The organism is Actinosynnema sp. CA-299493 (assembly GCF_050946825.1).
GTDB lineage: Bacteria > Actinomycetota > Actinomycetes > Mycobacteriales > Pseudonocardiaceae > Actinosynnema.
Window position 1 is genome coordinate 6,788,233 of sequence record NZ_CP191993.1, and the last position, 19,661, is coordinate 6,807,893.

The window sequence follows — 19,661 nt, forward strand, 5'->3', positions numbered from 1 at the left end:
GATCGGCGGATATCCGCACCTCATGGTCACCGTGCCCGGGATGGAGCAGGTGCGGGACGTGCGGTTTTGCGCACCACCATCGGGTGGCCGCCACGAGGCCGGTCTCCGAATGTTCCGCCGGTTGATTGTGCCGAGCCGTGACGGACACGTACTGTTGAGTTCGGTGAGTCCTCACCGATCCGCCGCAGAGCGACGATACGGGTTGAACAACAGCAGCTCGGTTGCCGGTTCTCGTGGGTTCCGACGAGAGGCACCCCATGCTCCGCTCTTCCGAGATGGCGACAGTCGAGACCATTCGACACCGCGATGTCCCCGTGGTGGTGGTCATCGGTGAGATCGACTCGACCACGACCGCACCGGTCCGGGCCCACGTGGTCGACCAGCTCGACCGACGCCCACGCCGACTGGTCATCGACCTGTCCGGCGTCGACTTCCTCGGCTCCACGGGCCTGCAACTGCTGGCTGAAGCAGCGGTGCGTGCCGAAGCTCAGGGCACGACGCTCGCGGTGGTGGCGCGCAACCGCGCCGTCCTGCTTCCGATGCGGATCACCGAAATGGACGCGGAAGTGATCGTGCGCGACACGGTCGACCAGGCGATCACCGCCATGCGGTCGCGCTGACCACCGGTTACTCTCAGCCAGCCGGCGATTGTGTGACGTAGGGCACCTGCGCCCACACCGTCTTGCCGTGCGCACGGTGCTCGATGCCCCAGTCCGCGCTCAAGTTCGCCACGAGCACCATGCCCCGGCCGCGGTTGGGGCCCAAGCTCGACCGTCCCACCACCACCTCACCGGGCGACGCGTCGTCGACCTCGATCCGCACGGAGCACGGCTCCGGCACGCGGTGCAGCCGCACGCGCCGCGGCGCCTGGCCGTGGTCGTAGGCGTTGGCCACCAGTTCGGTGGCCACCAGCAGGCAGTCACCCACCTCGTCATCGGTGAGGTCGGACAACGCCGCCTCCACCCAACGGCGCACCCGAACCAGCGGTGGCTCTTCATCGACCAGGTCGAAGATCAGCGTTCCAGAGCCGCTCTCGTCTTCTTCGAGCAACGTCACGCGTCTCACGTCCTCTCCGCCGAAGACGTTGGACGGCGTGGAGGTACCCACGTGTTCTGACCGTCAACCACACGGCGATGAATACCGTAACCGCTCACCGAACGGCTCGCGTCAGTCCACAGATCAGACCATTGGCGGGTACGGCACCCCCTGAATCGCTTAAGGTGCCGGAATGGCGGAGGACGGGTTCGTCGAGGTGCGCGGGGCCAACCGGGACAACAACGTGATCCTGCACCTCTTCGCCGCGGCGTTGATGGTCACCGGACCGATCGTCTACGCGGCCAACGACGGCGGCACCGTCGGCATCGTGCTCACCGCGGTGCTGCTGCCGCTGGGCATCGCCGTGTGGCGCGGTATCGCGCGGGCCAAGCGGCGGCTGCTGCGCCTGGACGAGGTGGGTCTGCCCGCGACCGCCGTGGTCCTGTCCATGGAGCCGATCAGCGAGGACGCCACGGTCCGCGTCCGGCTCCTGATCAAGGGCCCGGACGTGCCCGAGTTCGTGATCGAGCACGACGCCAGGTACGACCCCAGCCTGAGGCCGGGGAACAAGCTCGTCGCGTCCGTCGACCCCGACGACCACCGCGACTTCGAACTGGACTATTAAGCCCTGGGTGACCCGCGCCACGCCGTGCCGCGTGCTGGTCCGGCCGGTGTGGGGTGGGCCAGGACATCGAGCGGGCGGCTGCCGCGGTGGTGCGTCGCACGGCGTGCAGGACCGCGCTCGCGGAGGGCAGCCACCGGTGTCCCGGGTCGGGGGCGACGAGCCAGGACCCCGACGGTCGTGGCGACGGCAGGGCCGGCGCGGCGCCCACCCACAGGTGCCTGACCCCGAGCGGCATGTCCGCCTGGGCGAGCACCGCGTCGTTGCCGTCGCGGAGGAAGGTCACCCGGTCGTTGCCCGTCCCGGTTCGCAGGGCCGGGCGGGGCACTCCCAAGCGCACACGGTCGGGCACCAGGGATACCGGCGGAAGATCGGTCCGGCGCGCCGCCTGCGCGACGCCCGACCGGTAGGTTGACCGCGTCGTCCCCCCGACCAGGCACCGCGTCGGGCTCTGGGGAGCACGACCTCACGTCTCGATGCAGGCGGTAAGCCACGAACTGGCTCGGCGACGGGCCTACGTCGTGAAGCGGCTGACGCGACGAGCCGGGTTCTGGCCGGCGGATGACCTGCCGCACCGGCGTTCGGCAACTCCATCGAGGGATGCATGTCCCCCGTACGGGCACTGTTGCTTCCGTGATCACGGGATGTGCCGGTTACTGGAGTGACGATACGACTCTGGGGGCAGGGGAATCTCGTCATGTCAGACGCGACCGCGTTCATCCGTTCCACCGTCCGGAATTCCGGCTCCGATTCGTTGGGGCACCTCGTTCACCGGCAGTTCACCGCCCTGGCCGAGGCGGTGGGGCTGACAGGTCGGCACGTGGAGTTCGGGCACCTCGGGTGCGCGCTGTTCGGGCCTTCCGCCACCCTCCCGGTGGGCGAGCCCGGATGGTGGCGCTCGGACGTGTCCGACGACCACTCGCCGGTGGAGTACTCGATCTCGTTCGAGGCGGGCCAACAGCCGCAGCTGCGGCTGTTGGCCGAGCCGAACGGGGTGCCGCCGGGAGTTCGCGAGAACGTGGCGGTCGGTCGGCGGGTCCTGCGCGGGCTCGCGGAGCGCCACAGCTTCGACCTGCGGCGGTTCGCCCTGGTCGAGGACCTGTTCCTGCCCGAACGGCCACGGGGCACGTTCGGGTTGTGGTGCGCGGTCGTGCTGACCGCGCACGGCGAGCCGTCGTTCAAGGTCTACTTCGATCCGTGCGCACGGGGCGCCGCGCGTGCCCCGGACCTGCTGGAGGAGGGGTTGGCCCGGTTGGGCTTCCGCCGCGCCCGCCGGCTGGTCGGTGACGCGGTGGCCGACGGGAGCCGGCCGATGTACTTCGCGCTGGACCTCGGGCAGTGGTCCCGGCCGCGGGTGAAGGTCTACTTCGCCCACGACGGCGGTGGTCCCGAGGACGCGGCGAGGGCGGCGGGCGCGGTTCCCGGCACCTCCGCAGCGGCGGTCGAGGAGTTCTGCCGCGCCGTCGGCGGGGCGGGCCCTTCCGCGACGCGGCCCCTGGTCTCGTGCTACTCGCTGGTGGACGCCGACCGGGAACAGCCTGGCGGGTACACCGTGCACGTGCCGGTCCGGGACTACGTCGAGCACGACGGGGAAGCGCGCGCCCGCGCGGTCGCGGTGATGCGTAGCCAGGGACATGACCCCGTGGTGCTGGACCGGGCGCTGGCCGCGGTGACCGGGCGGCGGCTGGACGCGGGGGTGGGGCTGATCTCCTACCTGTCGCAGGTGTTCACGCCGCACGCCCGGCGGTTGACCGCGTACCTGTCCGCGGAGGCCAACCTGGTCCGACCGCCGCGCACCCGCGTTCCCGACGCGGTAGCGGGCAGGTGAGCGACGTGGACGAGGTGCCGGTCATGGAACCGTTCCGCGCCAAGGTCGTGGAACCCATCCCGCTCACCACGCGGGCCCAGCGCGAGCAGGCGTTGGAACGGGCCCGCCACAACCTGTTCAACCTGCGGGCCGAGGAGGTGACCATCGACCTGCTGACCGACTCCGGCACAGGCGCGCTGTCCGCCGCGCAGATGGCCGCGGCGATGCTGGGTGACGAGAGCTACGCCGGGGCCCGCTCGTCACACCGGTTCCAGGAAGTCGTCGGGGACCTGACCTCCTACCCGCACGTCCTGCCGGTGCACCAGGGGCGGGCCGCCGAGCGCATCCTGTTCTCCACCCTGCTGCGCCCGGGGCAGCTCACCCTGGGGAACACGCACTTCGACACCACCCGCGCCAACGTCGAGCTCGTCGGCGGACAGGCCCGCGACCTGCCGTGCCCGGAGGCGGCGGACCTGGACAGCCCTCACCCGTTCAAGGGCGACATCGACCTGGACGCGCTGCACCGGACCCTCACCGGCCCGGACGGTCCGCGGGTGGCCGCGGTCGTCATGACGCTCACCAGCAACGGCATGGGCGGCCAGCCCGTCTCGATGGCCAACCTCACCGACACCGCCCGGCTGTGCCGCGCGCACGGGGTGCCGTTGTTCCTGGACGCGGCGCGCTTCGCGGAGAACGCCTGGCTGGTGACCCGGAACGAGCCCGGCTACCGGGACCGCAGCCCGCGCGAGGTGGCCGAGGAGGCGTTCCGGCTCGCCGACGGCTGCACGGCCAGCATGAAGAAGGACGGCCTGGTCAACACCGGCGGCTTCCTCGGCCTGCGCGACCCCGACCTGGCACAGCGGTGTGAGCTGCTGCTCGTCGCCACCGAGGGGTTCCCCACCTACGGCGGCCTGGCGGGCCGCGACCTGGACATGCTCGCCCAGGGACTGATCGAGGTCACCGACCCCGACTACCTTCGGTCCAGGGCCGCCACGACCGCCTACCTCGCCGAACTGGCACGCGCGGCCGGGGTCGCGGTGGTGGAGCCGCCGGGCGTGCACGCGGTCTACCTCAACGCCGGCCGACTCCTGCCGCACATCCCCCCGCACCGCTTCCCCGGGCACGCGCTGGCCTGCGCGCTGTACCTGGAGGGCGGCATCCGCAGCGTGGAGTGCGGCTCGCTCTACCTGGGCAAGGAGGACGAGCACGGCAACCCCGTGGTCAGCGCCCCGTGGGAACTGCTCCGCCTGGCCATCCCGCGCCGGGTCTACAGCCAGAGCCACATCGAGCACGTCGGCCGGACCCTCGCCCGGATCGCCGGGAACACCGACCACCTGCCCGGCTACCGGATCACCGGACAACCACCCCTGCTGAGGCACTTCAAGTGCACGCTGGAACCCGTACCGCTCCACACCGACGAACTCCGGGCGACGACCGATTCCACCACCGCGCCGAGCCCGCGACCACGCCCGACGGCGGTGGCGGTCCCACCCGCGTCCGCCGCAAGCCTCTGAGCCGGGCACGAGGCGAGGTTTTCATCAGCCGGAGTGGCCATCAGGTTGGTCGTCACCCGTGAGATCGGCGAACTGGACGCTCACCGGGTCGCCGATCCAGCCCTTGCCGATCATCACCGAGGAGTGCCACGGGTGGTCGGGGAAGGTGTGGTTGTTCCACCACGCCGAGGTCGTGCCGTCCTCGTTGATCGAGATCAGCTCGTCGAAGCCGTCGCCGTCGAGATCCGCGAAGCGAACGCGCACGGGGTCGGCGTGGCCCGGTCCGAGGTCGACGGCCGCGCTCCACGGTCGAGCGGGGAAGACGCCCGTGTTGCGTCCGACTCGGATCGGGCTGCCGGACGCCGTGCCCAAGGTGATCAGCTCGGCCTTCCCGTCACCATCGAGATCGGCGAACCGCGCGTGCCTGGACGGCGCTTCGCCCAGCTCCACCGGGTCGCTCCACGGCCACTCAGGGAAGTCGCCGTTGTTGGGCCAGGCGCGGACCAGCTCGTCGACGGCGATCATCTCATCCCTGCCGTCACCGTCCAGGTCAGCGAAGTGGATGTCGGCCGGATCTGCCGTCGAACCCTTGCCGACGATCACCGAAGAATGCCACGGCCGGTCGGGAAAGCCCCTGTCGTTCCACCACGCGGTAACCGTCCCATCGGCGGCGATCCGGACCAGTTCGTCGAACCCGTCGCCGTCCAGGTCGGCGAATCGGGCCAGAGCCGGGTCGCCGTGGCCCAGCACCATGCTGACCGGGTCGCTCCACGGCCATCCCGGGAAGCCGCCCGTGTTCGACCACGCGCGGACCGTGCCATCGGCGGCGGTGCGGATGTCGATCATCTCCGCTTTTCCGGCCGGAGGTTTCCCACGCTGCGGCGGATCGGTCCCCGCGGTGACCACGACCGCCGTTGCCGTACCCGCCAGCAGGAACAGCGCGGCCAGGATGACGACCAGTCGGCCGCGACGAATCCTGAAACGGGAAGCGTTTTTCACCCTCTCGGATTGTGACGGCACCTCAGTTTTCCCAGGTGGGTGCGGTTCCGGTTTCACGGGTATCTCCGGCGCCGAAACCGCCGCGACTTCGTGCCAGCGGCTTTCCCATTGCTCCGCGTCCCCTTCGCAGGCCCGCACGTACGCCAAGGTCACCGCGAGACTCGGCAACTCACGCCCTCCGGCCGCCCGCGCCAGGGTCGCCGGCGCGTAGTGGGCCCGCAGCGCCAGCGCCCGGTACGGCGGGCTGCCGGCCTTCTCCCGCAGCAGGCGCAGGTCGTGGGCGAAGAGCTGCACCACCCCCGCCTGCGGATCCAACCGGCTCTCAGGCCGCGGCATGCCCGTCTCCTCTGTCCGACCGGCCCGGCCGGGTTGTCTCCTGCGCTCCGGGTTGTCTCACGTTCATTGTCTCGGCCGTCCGGCACGCGGAAACAATTCCCCGATGCGGTAGAACTGGATCGCAGGACGGGCACAGCCCGTCGCCCTCTCTACCCGATCAGGTGAATCAATCTCCAGCAAGGGAATCCACCATGCCAAAGACACGTTTGCTGTTGGCCGCTTTTTGCGCGTCCCTCGTCTTCCCCGCCGGCACCGCCTCGGCGACCGACGAGGAAAGGGTTCTGAATACGACGGAGTGCGAGGAGTACCTCTGCATCAACATCATCCACTCCGACCGATTCGTGAACAAAGTGGAGGTGTACCAGAACGGCGACGGGCCGAACTGGTACGGCCACGTGGGATTCACGTCGAACACCCTGCCGCACCAAGTCGGACCGGACGGCAACCCCGTGCCCTGGGTGGTCGTCGAGCCTCTCCAGACGGTCCGGGAGGGCACGGACCTGTGCGGTGAGGCGTGGGAGAAGCACGGCGCGGGCTACCGGGATGTCGGCCACGTCTGCGTGCGCCTCTGACGATCACGCCCGCGGTGGCGCCCCGCTGGGGGTGGGGCGCCACCGCGACCTGGCAACCCACCGGCCGGGCAGGTCCGGCCGCCACAGCGCTTTGCGTGTCGCGTCCCACGTGTACGTTCGCTCGTCGCAGGGCATCCGGTCCGGTGTCGACCTCGTGAAGGCGGTTCGGGTGGATCCAGGGCGTGGCGGGCTTCGTGTTGCGGTGGTCGTTCATCCGGTCGCCGAGGTGGATCACCCCGGGTTGCGGGACCTGGTGTCCCGTACCGCCCGGGACCGGGGCTGGGGTGAGCCGCAGTGGTTCGAGACCACCCTTGAGGACGCCGGGACGGGGGTGACGGCGCTCGCCCTGCGCGACCACCCGCGGCTGGTCTTGGCGTGTGGTGGGGACGGCACGGTGAACGCGGTGGCCGCCGGGTTGGCGCACACCGGGGTGGCGATGGGGATCGTGCCGATCGGCACGGGCAACCTCGTGGCCCGGAACCTGGGGGTCGGCAGTGGCGTGGAGGACGCCGTGACGTCGGCGTTCGACGGGGTGGACCGCCGCGTCGACATGGGGCTGCTGGACGGACGCCCCTTCGTCGGCATGGGCGGGATCGGTCTGGACGCGGAGATGGTCCGCGACACCTCGCCCAGGATGAAGCGCCTCCTGGGGTGGCCCGCCTACGTGCCGGCGGTCCTCAAGGGCCTGAGATCGGGCGCCGGCCGGATGGCTGTCCGGTTGGACGACGGTCCCTGGCTGACCCGCCGCGTCCTGGGGGCGGTCGTCGGCAACATAGGCGCCTTGCAGGGCGGGGTCTCCCTCCTGCCGGAGGCGGACCCCGCCGACGGGCTCCTGGACCTGGCGTTGCTGCGTGACGTGCGCGCCAAGGGTTGGCTCGTCACCGCGGGACGCCTGATCGGTTCCCGCCGGGTGGACGGGCCGGTGGTGGAGCGGTTCCGGTTCCGACGCCTGGAGTTGCGCAGCAGCCGCACCAAGCCGTTCGAGGTCGACGGAGAAGTCTGCGGCACGACCAGGACGCTGACGGTCGAGGTGGACCCCGGAGCGCTCGTCGTCAAGGTGCCGGCCTGAACTCGGCGACCCTGTCCCGGGTCGAACCCCGAGATGTTCACCGGACCTGGTAGACCTCGGGCTTGAGGATGGTTCGCGTCACCGTCTGGCGGCCGTCGAGCATCCTCTGCAGCACCTCGACGGCGCTCTCGGTGAGGCGGTGGGGGTCTTGGACCACCGTGGCCCGCAGCGGACTCGCGGCGTTCGCGATGAGGTGTCGTGCCTCGGGTATCCCGTCGACGCCGATGACCGTGGTCTCCCTGGTGAGCGGTGATTCCGTCGCACGCAGTGCGTCGACCGCCCCCAGCGCCATCTCGTCGTTGGTGCAGAACACGGCGTCCAGACGGGGCGCCCGCACGGTCTGCGACCGGATGTGGGCCTGGACCGCCTCGTAGGCGCGTAAGCGGCTGAAAGCGCAGGTGTCGTCGACGCTGATCGACACGGTGCCCAAACCGGTTCGCAGGACGTCCGCGCACGAATCCTGGCGATCGGAGTGCTCACGGCTGGCGACGATCAACACGTGTGGCCGCCGCACGCCACGTCGCCGCAGGTGGTCCACCAGCCAACGCCCCGCCTCCGTCCCCAGGTCGGCGCTGACGTAACCGACGAACGCCGTGTTCGCGGGGTACTCCCTCTCGTCGTCGAACGGGTCGACGTCGGTGAACACCACCGGCAGCGCCAGTTCGGCGCAGAACTCCACCAGCAGCGAGCGCATCCGGTGCAGCTCGGTCGGGACGACGAACCCGCCCAGGTAGCTGTCCTTGGTGTTGAGCACCCGCCGCAAGTCGTGGCCCTGCGAAGCGGCGTCGTAGTCCCGGTCGGGCACCTTCAGCACCAGGTTGATGCCCTTGCGGTCCAACGCCCGGTGCAGGCGCTGCACCAACTCGGCCACCCAGTACTTCTGGCTGAAAGCCGAGGTGACGAGGAACGCCTGGCGCGGGTCCACCTTCCGCGCCTTCCTGCGAAGCAGGAGCGGAACGGTCACGAGCGACACCGCTACGGGAATCGTCCACGCGGGCACCGATTCGAACAGCACACCGCTGCGGATGACGACGACGCTGCCAACCACGACGACCACACCGCACACGGCGACCAACGCGGTGATCCCCACCGGTGCCGACCTGATCACCGATGCCCGGTGGTGGACGTGCTGCTCGAACGTGACCACAGCGTCCCGACCCGCCTGAATGACAGCGCCGGAGGACGAGGCCCGACCCCGCTGCCGGACAGCACGACCAAGACGGTCCGACGGCCCGGGTGGATCTTGTCGCGCAGCGGCGTCCGATCCGTCGCCATCGCCGGCCCGGGAACCCCTGCCCATGACGGTCCCCCTCGACGCCATCACGTGCGAACCCAAGGCATAGCCGATCCCGGCCGTGCTGATCACGCACTTCTGCGGACAAGGCGTCTCCGCGTTCGGCTGCACCCGAGATCGTGATACCTCGCAGACCACCGGCAACCGACGGTCCGGTCCTCGGCGGCCGAGGCATGATGACCGCGGCCAGGCGTGTCGGGCCGGGAACGCCGATTCGGAACAGTTCTCCAGGAAGATCGACCGGTGGTCGCCGAGCCGTCGACCCGAGGCTTTCGAGCGGCACGGGATGATGAGGTTGCACGGCGGGGTGAACTGTGGCGCGGCCGGTGGCGCGGTGGGCCGCAGCGGAGGTAGGCACAGGTGGTGTGGCGGGGACGTGGCCACCGTTGACCTGTCGCCTGCACGAGGATGGACGATGTCCGCACCGACGATGAACCACCAGGCCACCGGGTACGACCCCCGCCAGGCGTACTGCATGGCGAAGGCCGCCGAACTGGCCTACCAGGACCGGGACGAGATCGAGGCCACCGCCGCGGAGTGGGGCTTCGACCGGGTGCGGCACCACCACTCGACGTTCAAGCCGCCGTTCGCGATCAGCCACACCCAGGCCTACACGATGGCGAGCCCGACGATGATCGTCACCGCCTTCCGCGGCACCGAGCCGCTGCAGTTGCGGGACTGGTTCTCCGACGCGACCGTTCCGCCGTGGCCCGGACCGGCGAAGACCGGCCTGGTCCACTACGGGTTCGCCGAGGCGTTGCGCGCGGTGATCCCGTCCGTGCTGGCCGCCGTCGAGGAGCTGCGCGACGACGAGCAGACGGTGTGGTTCACCGGGCACAGCCTCGGCGGCGCACTGGCGATGCTGGCCGCCGCGTGGCTGCACTTCGAGAAGCCACAGCTGTCGGCGCACGGCGTCTACACCTTCGGACAACCCCGCACGTGCAACAACGCCTTGGTCAAGGCCTACGACCAGGCGCTGGCCGGACGGACGTTCCGAGTGGTCAACAACAACGACATCGTCGCGCAGGTCCCACCCGGGCCGGTGTTCCGCCACGTCGCCGCACTGCGCTACATCGACTCCGCCGGCAAGGTCCGCGACTCCATGCCCAGGGTGTCCAAACTGCTCGACCGCGCCAAAGGCCTGACCGCCGACCTGTTCGCCCCGGCCGCCGACGGGATGCGCGACCACCTCATGAAGGCGTACGTGGCCGCCCTGGAGAAGAACCTCCCTGAGGGCTCCGCACCGCGATGACCACGGGGGCACCTCTCGAATGGGTGCGAGAGGTCCGGTCGAACGACGCTTGCCGCCACCACGACCACTGCCCGTCACGTCGGCTGACACGATCTAGTCGATCTCGTCGTGGACCCGGCCGGCGCCGCCGATCTGACTTAGGTTCGGTTCGACGCGCTGCCGAGGTCGTGGAGGACCTGATGGTGAACCTGTTGCCCAAGATCGGTGTCGAGATCCCGTGCAGTTGCCTGGCCCTCAACACCCCGATGACCATCGGCACCAGCCTGTTCACCCTCGACTTCAAGGGCGGCATCAAGATCCGGGTCGAGGTCAACCCCAACGAACCGCTCAACTCGGTACGACTGCGAGTCGTCGGCCACAAGATCAGTGCCGAACTGCCGGCGGACGACAGCGCGGGAGGTCCCGCCACGGTCACCATCGAGCAGAACGACATCGACATCGACGCGAAGAGCGTGCTGCGACTGATCGGGAAGTTCCCGCCGAAGTTCGAGCAACTCATGGTGCTGAGCTTCACCATGACCATCGACAACCCCGGAGCGGTGCTGCGGAGCGCGGGGATCCGGACGACCGTTCCCTCCGAGCCGCTGGTGCTGTCCACGAAGAACCCGGTGCAGCTGACCAGCAAGCTCACGAAGTTCCCCCCGAGGGGGGACATGTACAAGCTGACGAGCCCGATGGAGCTGGTGCTGCCGGACAACCCGGACACCACGATCGTGAAGATCGACTCGTTCCCGATCAAGGTGGGCGGCTCCTGACCGGTCCGGCGGACACGCCGGTCCCGTCGAGTCCGGGTTTGTCGGCGGCGGGCGTCGAAGCCCGTCGCGCAACGCGGCCGGCACACGCCATGCCCACTCCCCGCGCTTCGTCAAGGCTCGTGCAGCACGGCCGGACGCTCGACGGTGATCCGCTGTCGCGGCACCACCGGAGCCACCCGTGGTGGGCGGGCGGCGGTGGCCAGCAGCACGACCACGCGGAGCACGCACACGACGACCAGGGCGAAGAACAAACCGAACACCACGTGGAACTGCACCAGCACGCCGTACACCGCAGCCGTCGCCAGCCCGAACAGGACCTGGTTGCGCGGCCGGACGGGCGTCGTGCCGGGATCGGTGATCATGTAGTTGGTGAACAGGATGAACGCCGTTCCGCTCAGCGGCAGCAACGCGCTGACCAGGGAGATGTCGGTGACACCCCACCGCAGCACCGCCTGGGCGACGAACCCTCCCACCCAGCCCAGGATCAGCGGCACCTTGCCGGTCAGCCGCGCGTTCACCACGGTCCCGGCGACCAGCAGCAGGGCTGGGACGACCGCGCCCCACCACCCGGTGACCCACTCGGTGAACTGGTACGGCGGCGCGACACCGATCCAGGGGAAGGCCACCAACACCACGACGATGCCGAAGTTGCTCGGGTTGAGCACGTGCCGCGAACGTCCACCGACCGGCACTCGGATCACGTACTTGCTCGCCACCCCGACCACCGTCGCGAGCACCGTGGGCAGCAACCGGTCGTTGGCGTACAGCAACATCGCGCACGCCATGCCCGTGATGTAGGCAGGGAGCAGGAAGTCCACGACCGCGCCCGGCCGGCCGAGCCAGCGCGGGCGGCACCCTTCCGCCGCCGCCTCCACCGAGTCCAGCACGAGCTCCGCGACGAGGCCGGCGAGGACCGCGACCACGGGAGTCAGGTACGCCTGCTCGAAGCCGAGAACGGTGTGCCCGAGCACCGTCAGCGCGGTGATCGACACCCCGAACCGGCGCAGTGCCGCGGAACGGCGATCACGACCGGTCGTGGTCACTCGTCCTCCCGCACACTGCCATCGGGCTCCAGCCGGAGCACGTGCCACCCGGCCGCCAGGGAGACCGAGCCGGTGTGCCGCCGGCCGCAGCCGTCCCGCCACGACACCCGGGCCGACACCGTGGCGGCCGGGTTCGCGCCGAGGCCGAAGTGCAGGTCCGCGGCGTTCACCCCGTTGTGGCCGTTGGCCGGGTAGAGCTGAGCCAACCTGGCACCGCCATCCGGAGTCGACACCTCGACCTCCGCGCCGATCGCCGGCGTGGTCGGCCCACCCGCGTGCGCCGTGCACCGGGCCGCGCCGGTCGGAAGACGCAGCCGCAGGCCGAGGAAGCTCCCCGCCGGGGACGTGTTCCGGTACAGGGTCGACCGCGCCCACTGGTTGGCGACCACGAAGTCCAGCCGGCCGTCCGAGTCGACGTCCCCCACGGCGAACGCCCGGCTGACCGCGGCGCTGTCCACGCCGACCGGGCCGGCCACGTCCACGAACCGGCCGTCCCGGCCGCGGACGAAGAACGTGTTGCGGTCGTGCCCGGACAGGTCGACGCCCTCGGTGAAGTCCGGCCACAACTCAGGGTGGCGGACCACGAGGTCGTTGGACATGGCCAGCTCCTGCAACTGGGCCCAGCGGTTCTCCGCACCGGCTACGAACCCGGTCGCGTGCATGACCTCGTCCGCCCCGGTGTTGTCGAAGTCGGCGGCCTTGACGTCCCACGACCAGCCCGACCGGGACAGGCCGAGATCCTCGCTGACGTCGTCGTAGGGCGCCACCCCGTGACGCAGCTGTTCGGCCATGGCGGTCCTGCCGCCGGTCGCGACGAAGGCGAAGTTGCTCTCCTGGAGGGCGTGGGGCTCGGTGATGTTGCTGACCAGGATCGCGGGCACGCCCGTGCCCAGCAGGTCGGTGAACGCCACCCCCATGCCCTTGAACGAGTCGTCGCCCAGCACCTTCGACTTCGGTGTGGTCGCGTGCCGGACGCCGCCGGCCGGGGTGAACGCGGCACGCCCCGGCGCGGACCCGTTGACCAGCAACCGGTCGGGGCCGAAGTCGTTGGCCACGTACAGCTCCGGCAGCCCGTCCCCGTCGAGGTCCTGTGCTCCGAGCGCGAACGTCCACCCGGTCCGGTCCGCCGGCGCGAACGCGTCGCGGGCCTCGGCGAAGTGCCCGCCCCCGGCTGACCGGAACAGGCGCAGCGTGCCCCCGTTCGCCGCGTGCGAGAGCGAGTCGTTCATGACGGGCTCGGGGGAACCGGCGGTCGGGTCGAGCACCCGGACGCCGTCCGGGAAGTAGTTGCCGAACACCAGGTCGAGGTGGCCGTCGCCGTCGAAGTCGCCCGTGGTCGCGGCGTTGGTGTTCCACACCTGCCACGGGCTCACCAGCTCACGCGCGGAGAACGCGGCGGCCGACGGCGACACGCCGGGGGTGCGCCGGAACAGCACGGGCGAGCGGCCCCAGTAGTAGACGACCACGTCCTGCCAGCCGTCCGCGTCGAGATCGGTCGGCAGGCAACCCATCGGCGCCGCGTGCGGAGGCAGCTCGGACCCGCCGGGAACGAGCGCGAACGGCCGGTAGCGGTCACCGGTCGTGGGCGCCGGCGCCACTCCCACCGTGTCCGTCCGCGGATCCACCAGGCACAAGTCGTGCGAGACCGTGCCGCCATCCGCGGCGAAGAGTCCGGTTCCCGCGCCGACCGAGGAGATCCAGGACCGGACGCCCTCGTAGGCGGGGGCGACGGAACGCAGGTGTCGAGCACCGGGTTGATCGGCAGGGCTGACCGGGTAGCCGGTGAACGAGAACCGCTCGGCCAGCGCATCGCGATCCGCCGCCGACGGCTGGGGCCCGACCGTCGCGGCGAACACCGCGGCACAGCCGAGCAGCGCGACCAACCGGACGGCGTGCCGGCGCAGGAACGTCCTCATCGCCCCTCCCGCTGTCGACTGCTGCCGGGTGATCCGGTGGCGCACCGACGAGGGTCCGCGCTCAGTGGCCGCGCGCAGGCCCACCCGAGGCCCCGGGCGAGCAGGGCACGGCCCGTTCCGGCTCCCTCCGACAGCCTCACCGCGATGCCCCGCCGCGCACCATCGCACGCTCGAACAGCGCGGTGACCAGCAAGGGCTTCGCCTCCCGCTGGAAGTCGACCTCCGGGTAGAACTCGCGCACGGTGCCCTCCAGAACCAGCAACGACAGGATCGGGAACACGAACTGCGGGTCGGCGTAGAAACCGTGCCGCCGCTGCACGTCGAACAGCGTGGTGGCGAACGAGATGAGGTCGAACTCCTCCGCCCGCCGGCCGGCGCTCTCCTCCACCAAGGTCACCAACTCGGCGCGGAAGCCGTCCGGGTCCGCACCCGGCGCCACCGTGGCCGTCGAGGCCACGATGTCCGCGCACGCCGGCCCGTCGCCACGGCCCATGCAGTAGAAGAACGCCGCGAACTTCTCCCGAGCCGAATCCGACAGCCGCACGGTGAAACCGGCGTCCAGGATCACGATCGAGCCGTCCTGGCGGAAGTACAGGTTCCCGGGGTGCAGGTCGCAGTGGACCACACCGTCGAGGAACAACATCCGGTACACCGCACGCAGCGCGATCACCACAGCCCGCCGCCGGTTCGCCACCGAGAGCTCGTCGGGCCGGAAGCGGACCAGGTCACCGACGAAGTCCATCACCACCATGTCCTCTGTGGACAGATCGCGGTCGACCGCCGGCACGGTCACCCCCGCGACGTCCGCCATGGTCCTCCGGAAACCGTCGAGCAGCTCGGCCTCGCGGGTGAGGTCGAGCTGCGCCCGGATGCCTTCGGTGAGCTGCCGGGCGATGTCGACGACCGGCGCACCGCGCAGGACTGGCAGCCGAGCCAGCACCCCGGCGACACGCTCCAGCACAGCCAGGTCCAGGGGCAGCGACCGCTCCACATCCGATCGACGCACCTTGACCGCGACGTCCCGGCCACCGGCGAGCCGAACCCGGTAGACGCAGGCGATGCTGCCCGACCCGACGAGCGTCGCCGACGAACCGGCCAACCCCCGCAGTGCCGCGAACGACGACGCGGGTTCCGGCCGCACCTGGTCGTAGAGCCGGGCCAGCGCACGGCAGACCTCCGGCGGCAGCAGATCCGCCCGCGTGCTCAGCAACTGCGCCGCCTTCACGAACGCCGCGCCGAGTTCGACCACCGTGCCCGCGAGCCACGACTCCAGCACGGGCCCGTGCCCGCGCAACCGGCCGGTCACCGCCAACCAGGCCAACGACAACGAGCGCCTGCCGAGAACCACCAGAACCCGCGCGAACCGAAGAACCACCGCACCCCGACCGACATTCCCGACGGCCATCCCCACGAGCGCCTCCGAATCGCCGGGTACGACATCGCGCCGAGACGCTAGCAGCGACCAGCCACACCGGCCGACACGCAATCAGACGACGCGAAACACCCTTATGAGCGAACATCCGCCCACCAATACGGTGAAGACGTGCGCCACTGCGGACCCGGCGTCAACGCCACATCCCGCGAGCATCGGCAACCGACCAGTCCTGAGCGTTCAGACGTCCCCCATCGCCGGAGCGGGAACGCATCCGGCTACGGAACGCACACGCCACTTTCGGGTAAACCGGAAGCTCCGGCGAGCACATCACCGCTGTACAAGATCACCCGGAGGCGTCGGGACCGCCATGAGCCCACAGGGCGATCCCGGCGCAGGCCCGAGCGCCTGCTCACGCAGCGTGCGCCGGCCGGAACCAAGGTTCCAAGGACAAGTGCTACAACGTAAACACGACACAATTCCCGCTCTCCCAAGGGGTCGGGCCGCCGAGATCCGCGCCTTGGTCGGGAGCGCGAGGTCGGTGATGATGGAGCTGTCGCTGAGCTGGGGATGGGATGATGCAACCGACGCTCTTTTTGATGGTCGGGCTGCCGGCCGCTGGGAAGACCAGTGCTGCGCGGCGCATCGAGGTCGAGCGCGACGCGCTTCGCCTGACGAAGGACGAGTGGGTCAAGGCCCTCTACGGGCACGAGAACCCGCCATCGGCCTCCGACGTGATCGAAGGACGGCTCAACGAGATCGGGCTGCGCGTCCTGGAACTCGGCGGCAACGTGGTGATCGACTACGGGCTCTGGGGGCGGGACGAGCGCTCCGCGCTGCGGCAGGCGGCGGCGGATCGGGGCGCACGTGTGGAGATGCACTACTTCGAGGTGTCCCAGGCCGAGCAGCGGAGGCGGCTCGATCAACGCCAAGCCGACGAGCCGCACACCACGTGGCCCGTGTCCGACCAGGAAGCCGCCGAATGGGCTGACGTCATCCAGATCCCCACACCAGGTGAACTCGACGGCACCGAACCCATCGACGACCCACCGGCCGGCTTCACCTCCTGGGACGAGTGGCGCAGGCACCGCTGGCCACCGGCGATCTCCTGACCGTTACCGACAGATCCGCGCGTGAACGGGAACGTGATCTCGCCCCACTCCAGGAACGACAGCCGCGCAGCCCACGACGCCAGGACCGGGTCGTGCTCGCTCTCGGCGACCAGGCGCCCGTGCAGCGACCGTGGGTCGGTGCCGAGCACCGCCGCGTGCGGCGCCAGATCGGGCCAGTCCTCCAGCGCGCGCAGCGTCAACCCCAGCCGGAGCAGGAAGTTCGGCACGTACACCTCGTCGTCCCGGAACGTCAGGTCCTCACCGTCGACGTAGATCTTCACCGAACGCAGCTGTGGGTGCTCCACCTCGACCGGCCCTACCAGGACCCCGAACCGCGCCCGATCACCGATCACCGAATCCTCCAGCTTCCCCGGAAAACCGCACCGTACCGGCAAGGCAGACCTGGCTCCTGCGTATTTCCGCGCAGCGCACCGCCCTACCTGGTTACGTCCGACTCGGTTGGCCGGGCACCTGCGGGTCAGGGTTTTTCGCGTAGGCGGTGGAGTTCGGCACGTGCGTGCACGACGCCGGGGCTGTCGTCGCCCCCGGCGCGGGCGAGTTCGTGGGCGAGGTCGCCCGCGCCCTCGATGAGGTGCCGGGCCTTGGTGCGGCTGCGCAGGTGCTTGCGGTAGTCCTTGCGGTCCTTGCGCAGACCGCTGACCGCGTCGAGCAGCGCGGGGTCCACGGCGCCCGTGCCGATCTCCGGTGCGAGGAGGTCACGGGTCCAGGAGCGTTCCCGCCGCGCGGCGTGCCGCAGGACGTAGAACAAGAACGCCAGTTCGACGATCGCGATGAGCAGCGCCAGCGGGATGAACAGCACGCTGCCGCCGCTGAGGCCTGCCATGTCGTCCCAGGCGAAGTGGAAGGCCATCGCCGTCAGCATGGTCAGCACACCGCGCACGACGTGCCGCTCGCCCGGCGTCCGGCCCAGCACCCACATCAGCCCGGCGCAGAAGATCGCGCTGAACAAGGCGTGCGACACGATCCCGGACGCGCCGCGGAGGAGGAACATCTGCAGCGAAGAACCGAACTGGTCGACGCCGAAGCCCTGCACCGCGCTGTTGTAGACGTACAGGATGTCCTCGAAGACCTCGAACCCCAGGCCGGTGAACGCGCCGATGATGAACCCGTCGTAGGCGCTGCGGACCAACCGCGGGGCCAAACCGATGAGCAACACCAGGGCCAGGGCCTTGCCGAACTCCTCGTTGATCGGCGCGGTGAGCCCGGCGCCCCAGTCGGCGGCGAAGGACGTGCCACCGAGCTTGGCCCAGATCTCCAGCAGGGCGCCGTTGGCGGGTAGCGCGATCCAGAACGTCGCGGCGACACCGCCCCACGCGAACCCGGTCGCCAGCAGCCCGGCCGGCAGGGCGGTGAACCGGTTGTGGTGGCGCAGCAGCAGCAACCACGGCACCAGGTAGAGCCCGAACAGCAGCACGCCCCCGGACAGGGCGGGCGCGTAGAAGCCGGCGTTCTGGCCGAAGTAGCGCAGCATGGTCAGCGCGCCACCGCCGACACCGAGCACGTACACCCAGAAGGCGAGGTTCTGCGGCTGGAGGAAGCGGAACGGCCGTCCCCAGCCGGACTGCTCGATGGCGGCCAGCTGCGCCGCCTTGGCCTCCGACGGCAGCGCCGCCGTGTTCCCGGACGACGTCACGTCGGTCATCGGCCCGCTCCCGGTGTGATGCTGCGCAGCAGTGCCGCGATCTCGTCCTGCACGTGCTCGAACCGGCCGGGCGCGGTGCGCACCCGCACCAGCAGCGCGGGTGCCGCCTCGACCTCCCGCGCCGTGCCGGTGGCCATCTTGAACGCCACGTCCAGGCTGTCGCCGCCGGGTCCCGTGTCGCTCTGCGCCACCCCGACCAGCCCCGTGGCGGTCGTGATCGCGCCGGGCGCGCCGTCCACCGCCGGCGCGTCCTGCGCGCGATTCACCTGATCGAGGAATTCCCGGGCGGTGCCGTCGAAGGATGCTCCCCGCAGTTCGGCCTGTGCGCCGCCCGTGACCAGCAGGACGTACACGCTCGTCGACGACGCACCGGCGCCACCGACGAGCGTGCCGTCCTCCAGCTGCCAGCCCACCGGCGGCACCGCGGTCGCCCCGTCGCCCAGGTCCAGCACGTCACCGGCCCGCACCTCGTTGTGCCACGGTATGGCCGCGTTGAGCGCGGGCAACCCGTAGATCAGCAGCAGGGCGATCCCCAAGGCGATCAAGCCGGGCTTGAACGCCCGCCGGTCCATCCCGAAGAACCGGTGCTCGACCGGCACCCGCGTCCCGGACGCCTCGCGCGCCTCCGCCATCCCGGCTCCTTCCCGGCACCCGGCCTGCCCGCACCTCGACCGGCGGCGCGACCGCCCGGAATCGGACGGGACCACCCGGTGGTGGGGGAACGGTAAGCACAACGCGTCCCGGCCGCATGACGAACGCACCCCGAACGCGCGGTGCTCACCGCGTTGGTGCGACCGCGCGGTTGAGGGCGGTGACGTTGACCCCGGGTTCGCCGAGGACGCCGAGCGCGCGGCCGTCGGTGTGCTCCGCGACCAGGTCGCGGACCCGTTCCTCGGTCAGCCCGTTCTCCCTGGCGACCCGGGGCACCTGGAGATCGGCGTAGGCGGTGCTGATGTGCGGGTCCAGCCCGGAGGCCGAGGCGGTGACCGCGTCCTGCGGCACCCGGTCCTCCCCCACGCCCTCGCGCCGGGCGACCGCGGTGCGGCGTTCGGCGACGACGGCGTCGTAGTCGGCGTTGCGCTCCCCCTTGTTGGAGCCGCCGGAGGCGGGCAGCGCGGCGGCCGACGGGCGGGCGACGAACCACCGGTCGCCCGCGCGCGGGACGGCGACGAGAGTGGTGTCGACCGCCTCGGCGTTGGCGTGCAGCCCCGGCACGCGGGACACCACCCACACCGCGGCGGGGTAGAGCACGCCGGTGATGACGGTGAGCACGAGCAGGACGCGCAGTCCGGCCAGCGCCTGTCTGACGAAGGAGGTCATG

18 protein-coding genes are annotated in these 19,661 nt (G+C 70.5%); 9 read left to right on the top strand and 9 right to left on the bottom strand.

What is annotated here, in order from left to right:
• Positions 1–275: 275 nt before the first annotated feature.
• On the top strand, positions 276–620 hold the full coding sequence (locus tag ACQPYE_RS28355) for an STAS domain-containing protein (protein WP_498715714.1): 345 nt from the start codon (positions 276–278) through the stop codon (positions 618–620).
• A gap of 13 nt (positions 621–633) precedes the next feature.
• Here the strand turns inward: ACQPYE_RS28355 and ACQPYE_RS28360 are convergent, their stop codons facing one another.
• Complete coding sequence (locus ACQPYE_RS28360) at positions 634–1,056, bottom strand: ATP-binding protein (protein WP_498715715.1); 423 nt, start codon at positions 1,054–1,056, stop codon at positions 634–636.
• 172 nt (positions 1,057–1,228) lie between these two features.
• On the opposite strand from ACQPYE_RS28360, the gene ACQPYE_RS28365 reads away from it, so the two are divergent.
• The 3 genes from ACQPYE_RS28365 to ACQPYE_RS28375 all read left to right on the top strand — a co-directional run bounded on the left by ACQPYE_RS28365 (position 1,229) and on the right by ACQPYE_RS28375 (position 4,978).
• Positions 1,229–1,660: a hypothetical protein gene (locus ACQPYE_RS28365; RefSeq protein ID WP_498715716.1), complete on the top strand. Its 432-nt coding sequence runs from the start codon at positions 1,229–1,231 to the stop codon at positions 1,658–1,660.
• A 694-nt stretch (positions 1,661–2,354) separates the two neighbouring features.
• Positions 2,355–3,485, top strand: coding sequence for a tryptophan dimethylallyltransferase family protein (locus tag ACQPYE_RS28370; RefSeq protein ID WP_498715717.1), 1,131 nt, complete (start codon positions 2,355–2,357; stop codon positions 3,483–3,485).
• Between the two features lie 23 nt (positions 3,486–3,508).
• A complete protein-coding gene (locus ACQPYE_RS28375) occupies positions 3,509–4,978 on the top strand; it encodes a tryptophanase (RefSeq protein WP_498715718.1) in 1,470 nt (489 codons plus the stop codon).
• 24 nt (positions 4,979–5,002) lie between these two features.
• On the opposite strand, the gene ACQPYE_RS28380 is transcribed toward ACQPYE_RS28375, so the two are convergent.
• Complete coding sequence (locus ACQPYE_RS28380; protein WP_498715719.1) at positions 5,003–6,271, bottom strand: FG-GAP repeat domain-containing protein; 1,269 nt, start codon at positions 6,269–6,271, stop codon at positions 5,003–5,005.
• Positions 6,272–6,483: 212 nt separating this feature from the next.
• Between ACQPYE_RS28380 and ACQPYE_RS28385 the strand changes: the two genes are divergently transcribed.
• Together ACQPYE_RS28385 and ACQPYE_RS28390 are read left to right on the top strand one after the other, a co-directional pair.
• Positions 6,484–6,864, top strand: a complete 381-nt coding sequence (locus ACQPYE_RS28385; RefSeq protein ID WP_498715721.1) for a hypothetical protein — start codon at positions 6,484–6,486, stop codon at positions 6,862–6,864.
• A 202-nt stretch (positions 6,865–7,066) separates the two neighbouring features.
• A complete protein-coding gene (locus ACQPYE_RS28390; RefSeq protein ID WP_498715722.1) occupies positions 7,067–7,933 on the top strand; it encodes a diacylglycerol/lipid kinase family protein in 867 nt (288 codons plus the stop codon).
• 37 nt (positions 7,934–7,970) lie between these two features.
• Here ACQPYE_RS28390 and ACQPYE_RS28395 read toward each other — a convergent pair whose 3' ends face one another.
• On the bottom strand, positions 7,971–9,080 hold the full coding sequence (locus tag ACQPYE_RS28395) for a sugar ABC transporter substrate-binding protein (protein ID WP_498715724.1): 1,110 nt from the start codon (positions 9,078–9,080) through the stop codon (positions 7,971–7,973).
• 562 nt (positions 9,081–9,642) lie between these two features.
• Here ACQPYE_RS28395 and ACQPYE_RS28400 point away from each other — a divergent pair.
• The gene (locus tag ACQPYE_RS28400; RefSeq protein ID WP_498715725.1) at positions 9,643–10,479 is read left to right on the top strand and encodes a lipase family protein; all 837 of its coding nucleotides are present in this window, start codon (positions 9,643–9,645) and stop codon (positions 10,477–10,479) included.
• 179 nt (positions 10,480–10,658) lie between these two features.
• Positions 10,659–11,234 carry a hypothetical protein gene (locus ACQPYE_RS28405; RefSeq protein WP_498715726.1) on the top strand — a complete coding sequence of 192 codons (576 nt, stop codon included), beginning with the start codon at positions 10,659–10,661 and terminating at the stop codon, positions 11,232–11,234.
• A 110-nt stretch (positions 11,235–11,344) separates the two neighbouring features.
• Here the strand turns inward: ACQPYE_RS28405 and ACQPYE_RS28410 are convergent, their stop codons facing one another.
• From ACQPYE_RS28410 to ACQPYE_RS28420, 3 genes are all read right to left on the bottom strand, one after another.
• Positions 11,345–12,277: an enediyne biosynthesis protein UnbU gene (locus ACQPYE_RS28410; RefSeq protein WP_498715727.1), complete on the bottom strand. Its 933-nt coding sequence runs from the start codon at positions 12,275–12,277 to the stop codon at positions 11,345–11,347.
• The gene (locus tag ACQPYE_RS28415) at positions 12,274–14,193 is read right to left on the bottom strand and encodes a CRTAC1 family protein (RefSeq protein WP_498715728.1); all 1,920 of its coding nucleotides are present in this window, start codon (positions 14,191–14,193) and stop codon (positions 12,274–12,276) included. The genes ACQPYE_RS28410 and ACQPYE_RS28415 overlap by 4 nt, the downstream gene beginning before the upstream one ends.
• Before the next feature lie 136 nt (positions 14,194–14,329).
• The gene (locus ACQPYE_RS28420) at positions 14,330–15,568 is read right to left on the bottom strand and encodes an ABC1 kinase family protein (protein ID WP_498715729.1); all 1,239 of its coding nucleotides are present in this window, start codon (positions 15,566–15,568) and stop codon (positions 14,330–14,332) included.
• 575 nt (positions 15,569–16,143) lie between these two features.
• Between ACQPYE_RS28420 and ACQPYE_RS28425 the strand changes: the two genes are divergently transcribed.
• The gene (locus ACQPYE_RS28425; RefSeq protein ID WP_498715730.1) at positions 16,144–16,677 is read left to right on the top strand and encodes a P-loop nucleotide/nucleoside kinase family protein; all 534 of its coding nucleotides are present in this window, start codon (positions 16,144–16,146) and stop codon (positions 16,675–16,677) included.
• Between the two features lie 478 nt (positions 16,678–17,155).
• Here ACQPYE_RS28425 and ACQPYE_RS28430 read toward each other — a convergent pair whose 3' ends face one another.
• The 3 genes from ACQPYE_RS28430 to ACQPYE_RS28440 all read right to left on the bottom strand — a co-directional run bounded on the left by ACQPYE_RS28430 (position 17,156) and on the right by ACQPYE_RS28440 (position 19,660).
• A complete protein-coding gene (locus ACQPYE_RS28430) occupies positions 17,156–18,340 on the bottom strand; it encodes a PrsW family intramembrane metalloprotease (RefSeq protein WP_498715731.1) in 1,185 nt (394 codons plus the stop codon).
• Positions 18,337–18,972, bottom strand: a complete 636-nt coding sequence (locus ACQPYE_RS28435; RefSeq protein ID WP_498715733.1) for a hypothetical protein — start codon at positions 18,970–18,972, stop codon at positions 18,337–18,339. The genes ACQPYE_RS28430 and ACQPYE_RS28435 overlap by 4 nt, the downstream gene beginning before the upstream one ends.
• Positions 18,973–19,117: 145 nt before the next feature.
• Positions 19,118–19,660, bottom strand: a complete 543-nt coding sequence (locus ACQPYE_RS28440) for a potassium-transporting ATPase subunit C (protein ID WP_498715734.1) — start codon at positions 19,658–19,660, stop codon at positions 19,118–19,120.
• Position 19,661 lies beyond the last annotated feature (1 nt).